This window comes from Micromonospora sp. HNM0581, from assembly GCF_012726175.1.
Classification (GTDB): Bacteria; Actinomycetota; Actinomycetes; order Mycobacteriales; family Micromonosporaceae; genus Micromonospora.
The window spans coordinates 222,425-228,648 of sequence record NZ_JAASAD010000008.1; the positions used below are offsets into that span (position 1 = coordinate 222,425).

Genomic DNA, 6,224 nt, shown 5'->3' on the forward strand with positions numbered 1-6,224 from the left:
GCTGTGGCACGACCCGTCCCGAAGGCGCAGGCCATCGCGGACCTGTGGTCGGAATACCTGGGCGCCGAGGCCAGGGAGAACGACGACTTCTTCGCCCTCGGCGGCACCTCGCTGGCCGGCATCAAGATCATCGACCGGCTGGCCGACGAGTACGGCGTACGGCTGTCGGTGCGGGCCTTCTACCTGGCACAGACACCGGCCCGGGTCGCCGATCTGATCGCACAGGGTAGGGCCGGGAGGTGAGGTTGACACCGGGGCCGGTGGGCGACCTCGACGTGGACACCGTCGACCTGTTCGACCTGGACCTCTACGAGCACGGCGACCCGCATACGATCTGGGACGTGCTGCGGGCCAAGGCTCCGCTGCACCACCAGGTCCTGCCCGACGGTCGGCAGTTCTGGTCGGTGACCCGGTACGAGGACGTCTGCCGGGTGCTCGGCGACCACCGCGAGTTCACCTCCGAGCGGGGAACGGTCCCGACCCACCTGGGGACGGACGATCCGGCTGGGGGCAAGCTGCTCACCTCGACCGACCCGCCGCGCCACACCCGGGTACGCCGCGCCATCGGCGCGAAACTCACCGCGCGGGCGGTGGCGCCCTGGGCGGAGACGATCCGCAGGACCGTCGTGGACTTCCTCGGTCCAGCGCTCGACGGCGAGGTCTTCGATCTTGCCGACCGGGCGCTGCTGCTGCCGGCGATGGTCACCGGGCCGCTGCTCGGCATCCCCGAGCGGGACTGGCAGGAACTGGTGGAGCTGACCGCGATGGTGACCGCTCCCGCCGACCCGCACTTCCGGCACGGCAGCGAAGCCGCGACCCTGGCGATCGCGCACCACGAACTGATCACCTACGTGACCGAGTGGGTGCGGCGGCGGCGGTCCGTCGGCGGCGACGACGGGAGTCTGCTCGATCACCTGATGCACCTTCGTGTCGACGACGCGGGGCTCACCGACGAGGAGATCGCCCTCGACGGCTACAGCATCCTGCTGGGTGCCAACGTGACCACCCCGCACACCGTGTCGGGCACGGTCGAGGCGCTCATCGAACGGCCCGAGCAGTTCACCCGGGCGCTTGCCGACCCGTCGCTGATCCCGAACCTGGTCGAGGAGGGACTGCGCTGGACCTCCGCGGCGTGCAACTTCATGCGGTACGCGGTGGACGACGTGCAGATCGGCGGAGGAACCGTCCCGGCACGTGGTGCGGTGGTGGCCTGGATCGGCTCGGCGAACCGGGACGAGTTGCAGTTCCCGGACCCGCACGTGTTCGACATCGACCGTGTCGGCGCCAAGCGTCAGGTCGCGTTCGGCTTCGGCCCGCACTTCTGCGTCGGGGCGCCGCTGGCCCGGATGACCCTGCGCATCTTCTTCGAAGAGATGCTGCGCCGGTTCGGCTCGATCGAATCCGCCGGCGCTGCGCAGCACCTGCGGTCGTACTTCATCGCCGGGATGACCCATCTGCCCGTCGTGGCCCGGAAACGGCCGGCATCATGACCTCCGGCACCGTCGCCTCCGCCTCGCCGTGGTTCATCCGGCAACCGGCCACGGAGCCACCGGCCCGCATCTTCTGCCTGCCCTTCTCCGGAGCCGGGGCCTCGGCCTTCAACGGCTGGCCTGCCCTGCTGGGCGACGCCGAGGTCTGCCCCGTGCAGTTCCCCGGTCGGGAGAACCGCCTGGCCCATCCGCACTACGGCACCTACGAGAACCTCGCCGACGGACTTGTCGCGGCGATCACACCGATGCTCGACCGTCCCTTCGCGATCTTCGGCCACTGTTCGGGTGCGCTGCCCGCCTTCGAGACGGTGGTGCGACTCGCCGCGGGTGGACTGCCGAACCCGGAGTGCCTCTACGTGTCCGGCCAGCCGGCCCCGCATCACGCGTCGCGCGACCGGATGCTCGCGATGAGCGAGCCGCAGCTACGCCAGGAGGTGGCGGCGTTCCTACGTGGCCGCGGCATCGAGCCTCGACCGGACATGATCGATATGGGTTTGGCGGTGCTGCTCGACGACCACGCCGCCGCCGTACGGTACCGGCGGCAGGAGCCGGTCGAGCTGCCGTGTCCCATCGTCGTCGTGCACTGGCGGGACGATCCCGAGGTGAGCCTCGACGCGCTCGCGGGGTGGCGCCACTACTCCGACTCCGTGCAGCTCCGGACCGTCGTCGGCGGCCACTACGACTTCATGGACGCCCCGGGCGAGCTTCGAGATCTGTTGACCATCTGGCGGTGACGACGGCACGGCGGGACGACAGTCGTCCGCCGCCCCGCAGCGGAAGGAAAGCGAATGGTCAGGGCAGGAACGGACGTCGCGGTGATCGGGATGTCGTGCCGCTTTCCCGGCGTGCCCGGCTTGCCGGAGTTCTGGCGGCTACTCGTCGAGGGCGGATCGACCGTCGCGGGGTTCCCGGAACACCGACTGGCCGGTTCGCAGGTCTCGGCCCACCCGGACGCCGCCACCCTGATGACCGGGTCGTTCCTCGACGCCATCGACGGATTCGACGCGGTTTTCTTCGGCACCGCAGCCGCGGAGGCGGCGGCCATGGACCCCACCCAGCGGCTGGGACTGGAACTGGCCTGGGAGGCGGTCGAGGATGCCCGGATCCCCGCGTCCGCGCTCGCTGGTCGTGAGATCGACGTCGTGGTCAGCACCGCCCCCTGCGGGTACGACCAGCTGCGTAAACTGTCCGGCAGCGACCGGGACGACCACTACGCCGCGATCGGATCAAGCGGCGCGATGATCGCGAACCGGATCTCCGGCCTGTTCGACGTGCGGGGCATGAGCTTCTGCGCGGACTCCGGCCAGTCCTCCTCCCTGCTGTCCCTGGCATTGGCCTGTGACCGGATCGGTAGCGGCGCGGTCGACATGGCCATCACCGGCGGCGTGCACCTGGTCACCGACCCCGAAGCGGGTACCAGCCTGGCCAACCTGGGTGCGTTGTCCCCGGACGGTCGATGTTTCACCTTCGACGACCGGGCGAACGGTTTCGTGCGCGGCGAGGGCGGGGCGATCGTTGTGCTCAAACGACTCGACCTGGCCGTCGACGACGGCGATCACGTCTACGCGGTGGTCCGGGGCTGGGGGGTCGCGAGTGGTGGGGCCTCCAGCCGCATGCCGGATCCCAGCCCCAGCGGGCAGGCAGCGGCCACGTCGACCGCACTCGACCGCGCCGCCATCGCCTTCAGGGACATCGGCTACGTCGAGGCGCACGGCACCGGCACCCGGCTCGGTGACCCGGCGGAGCTGGCCGGGCTGCGCGAGCTGTGCCGACAGGCTGGCCGCACTTGGCCGCTGGCCATCGGGTCGGTGAAGACGAACGTGGGCCACCTGGAGCCGGCTGCCGGAATCGTCGGCTTCGTCAAGGCGGCGCTCTGTGTGGACCGGGGCCGGCTGGTCCCGAGCCTGAACTTCCGGTCAAACACCACCTTCGCCGACTTCGCGCGGTACTTCGAGGTGGTGCCGCACACCCGGCCCTGGCCGGGGCAACCTGGTCGGCCGCGTCGGGCCGGGGTGTCAGCGTTCGGTATGGGTGGCACCACGGTACATGTGATCCTCGAACAGGCACCCGAGCCGCCGCCCGCACCCGCTGCCACGGCGACCGTCGGGACGCTGCCGTGGGTGATCTCGGCGCGCTCTGCGGAGGCGCTGCCCGAGCAGGCAGCCCGGCTACGGACGTTCGTCTCGGCGGACCCGTCGCTGTCAGCGGCCGACGTGGCGCAGTCGCTCGTCTCGACACGGAGCATGTTCGCGCACCGGGCTGTGGTGCTCGGCGCCGACCGCGAGGCGCTGCTCGCCGGACTCGACCTGGTGGCGAACGGGAAGAGCACTCCGCAGGCGGTCCGCGGGGTGGTCAGCGACCCGGTCGGCCCGACCGTCTTCGTCTTTCCCGGCCAGGGTTCCCAGTGGCAGGGCATGGGACGGCAACTCTACGCGGAGTCCGAGGTCTTCGCCCGCGCGATCGACGACTGCCACGCCGCCTTCGAACCGTGGCTCGACTGGTCCCTGGTGGAGGTGGTCACCGGTGCCGGATCGGCCGCGACGCTGGACCGGATCGATGTCATCCAGCCGGCCCTGTTCGCGATGATGGTGTCGCTGGCACGGGTGTGGCGTTCGATGGGCGTGGTACCCGACGCGGTGGTGGGACATTCACAGGGCGAGATCGCGGCGGCGTACGACTGCGGAGCGATCTCGCTCGACGACGCGGCGCGGATCGTCAGCGTACGTAGCCGGGCCATGGCGGCACTGTCCGGGTGCGGTGGAATGTCCGCCGTGTCCGCACCGCTGGACTGGGTCCGGGACCGGTTGGCGCGGTCACCCGGTCGGCTGTCGGTCGCCGCGGTCAACGGTCCGTCGTCCGTGGTGGTCTCCGGGGAGGCGTCGGCCCTCGACGAGTTCGCCGAACTGGCCGCCGCCGAGGACGTCCAGGTACGCCGGGTCAAGGTCGACCTGGCCGGACACTCCCACCACCTCGATCCCCTCCGGGAGCGGCTACTCGACTCCATCGCGGGCGTCACGTCCCGGGAATCGTCGGTCAGGTTCTACTCCACCGTTACCGGTGGGCTGTTCGACACCCGGGAACTGGACAGCGCCCACTGGTACGCCAACCTCCGTTCGATGGTCCGGTTCGGTGAGGTCATCGAGCACCTGATGCCCATGCCCGGGACAGTGTTCGTGGAGGTCAGTCCCCACCCGGTGCTGCAGCTGGCGTTGGCCGAGACCGCTGACGCGTTGTCCGCCTCCCCGTTGCTGGTCGGTACCCTGAGCCGAAACGAGGGCGGCTTGGGCCAGGTTCTCAGCTCGCTGGCCGAGCTGCACGTGCGGGGTCTGCCCGTGGACTGGACCGCAGCCTGGCGCGGCTCGGGAGCACGCCGGATCACCCTGCCGACCTACGCGTTCCACCGGCAGCGGTACTGGTTGACGGCCGACGACACCGCCACGTCGCTCGATCCTCGGGCACCGGGTGACGGACCGTGCGTCGACAGTGAGTCGTCCGCCCTGAGCCTGGTGTGCGCGGCAGCCGCGGCGATGCTGAGCACGAAGAATCCGCCCCTGACGCAGTCCGTTCTCATCGCGCGTTCGGCACAGAGCTTCCGCGACCTCGGCTTCGACTCCGCGATGGTGGTCGGCCTCCGCAACCGGCTCGCCGCGCTCACCGGGTTGAGACTCCCGGCCACCGTCGGCTTCACCCATCCGACACCGCAGGCGCTCGCCAGACACCTGTTCAGCCTGGTCGAACCGCCGGAGCCCGACACCCCGGCGGAGGGGGAGAGCCTCGATGACCGTGCCGACGACGAGCTGTTCGCGCTCGTCGACCGCGGCTACCTGTAGTCACGTCCGTTCTGTCCGTCAATGTTAGGAGAGGGCCCGGTGGAGGATCTCGACAAGCTCCGGTCCTACTTGCGCCGTGCCGTCGGTGACGCGCAGCGGCTGCGCGACCGGGTACGTCATCTGGAGGAGTCCGCTCGCGAGCCGATCGCGGTGGTGGGCATGGGGTGTCGTTTCCCGGGCGGCGTCGCGTCTCCCGAGGACCTGTGGGACATCGTGTCCGACGGCGTGGACGCCCTGGGCGACCTCCCCTCGGATCGCGGGTGGAACCTGGCCTCGCTGTCCGGGCCGGAACCCGGTCCGGGTGGGACGACGTACCCGCAGTCGGGCGGCTTCCTGACTGACCTCGCCGGGTTCGACGCGTCGTTCTTCGGGATCAGCCCGCGCGAGGCGCTGGCGATGGACCCGCAGCAACGGTTGATGCTGGAGATCTCGTGGGAGGCACTGGAACGGGCAGGCATCGACCCGACCGACCTGCGTGACACCGAAACGGGGGTCTTCACCGGGCTCTACGCGGTCGACTACGGCCCCCGCATGGGCAGCGAGGCCGCTGCCCAGGTGGCGGGGTACACGCTCACCGGAACGCACCCGAGTGTGGCCTCGGGCCGGGTGGCGTACGTGTTGGGCCTGGCAGGCCCTGCGGTGTCGGTCGACACCGCCTGCTCCTCGTCGCTGACCGCCATCCACCAGGCGGTGCGCTCCCTGCGCTCCGGGGAGTGCTCACTCGCGTTGGCCGGCGGAGTTTCCACGATGCCGACACCCGGAATCCTCGTCGAACTCGGACATCAGCGGGGTTTGTCGGTGGATGGGCGGTGTAAGGCGTTTGCGGAGGCGGCGGATGGGACGGGTTTTTCGGAGGGTGCTGGGGTTTTGGTTTTGGAGCGGTTGTCGGATGCGTTGCGGAATG

The 6,224-nt window shown here is 70.2% G+C and carries 5 protein-coding genes; all 5 read left to right on the forward strand.

All coding sequences use genetic code 11. The annotated features are described in order from the left end of the window. The first annotated feature begins 3 nt into the window (after positions 1 to 3). Entirely contained in the window at positions 4 to 243 is a 240-nt protein-coding gene (locus tag HCA58_RS13015; RefSeq protein ID WP_346775977.1) for an acyl carrier protein, read from the forward strand. Further along, positions 240 to 1,490, forward strand: a complete 1,251-nt coding sequence (locus HCA58_RS13020) for a cytochrome P450 (RefSeq protein ID WP_169598061.1) — start codon at positions 240 to 242, stop codon at positions 1,488 to 1,490. The genes HCA58_RS13015 and HCA58_RS13020 overlap by 4 nt, the downstream gene beginning before the upstream one ends. After that, on the forward strand, positions 1,487 to 2,224 hold the full coding sequence (locus tag HCA58_RS13025) for a thioesterase (protein ID WP_169598062.1): 738 nt from the start codon (positions 1,487 to 1,489) through the stop codon (positions 2,222 to 2,224). The genes HCA58_RS13020 and HCA58_RS13025 overlap by 4 nt, the downstream gene beginning before the upstream one ends. Positions 2,225 to 2,278: 54 nt before the next feature. After that, on the forward strand, positions 2,279 to 5,320 hold the full coding sequence (locus HCA58_RS13030; RefSeq protein WP_169598063.1) for a type I polyketide synthase: 3,042 nt from the start codon (positions 2,279 to 2,281) through the stop codon (positions 5,318 to 5,320). A 69-nt stretch (positions 5,321 to 5,389) separates the two neighbouring features. Next, on the forward strand, positions 5,390 to 6,224 hold an 835-nt coding region (locus HCA58_RS13035), incomplete at its 3' end, for a polyketide synthase (protein WP_240956166.1).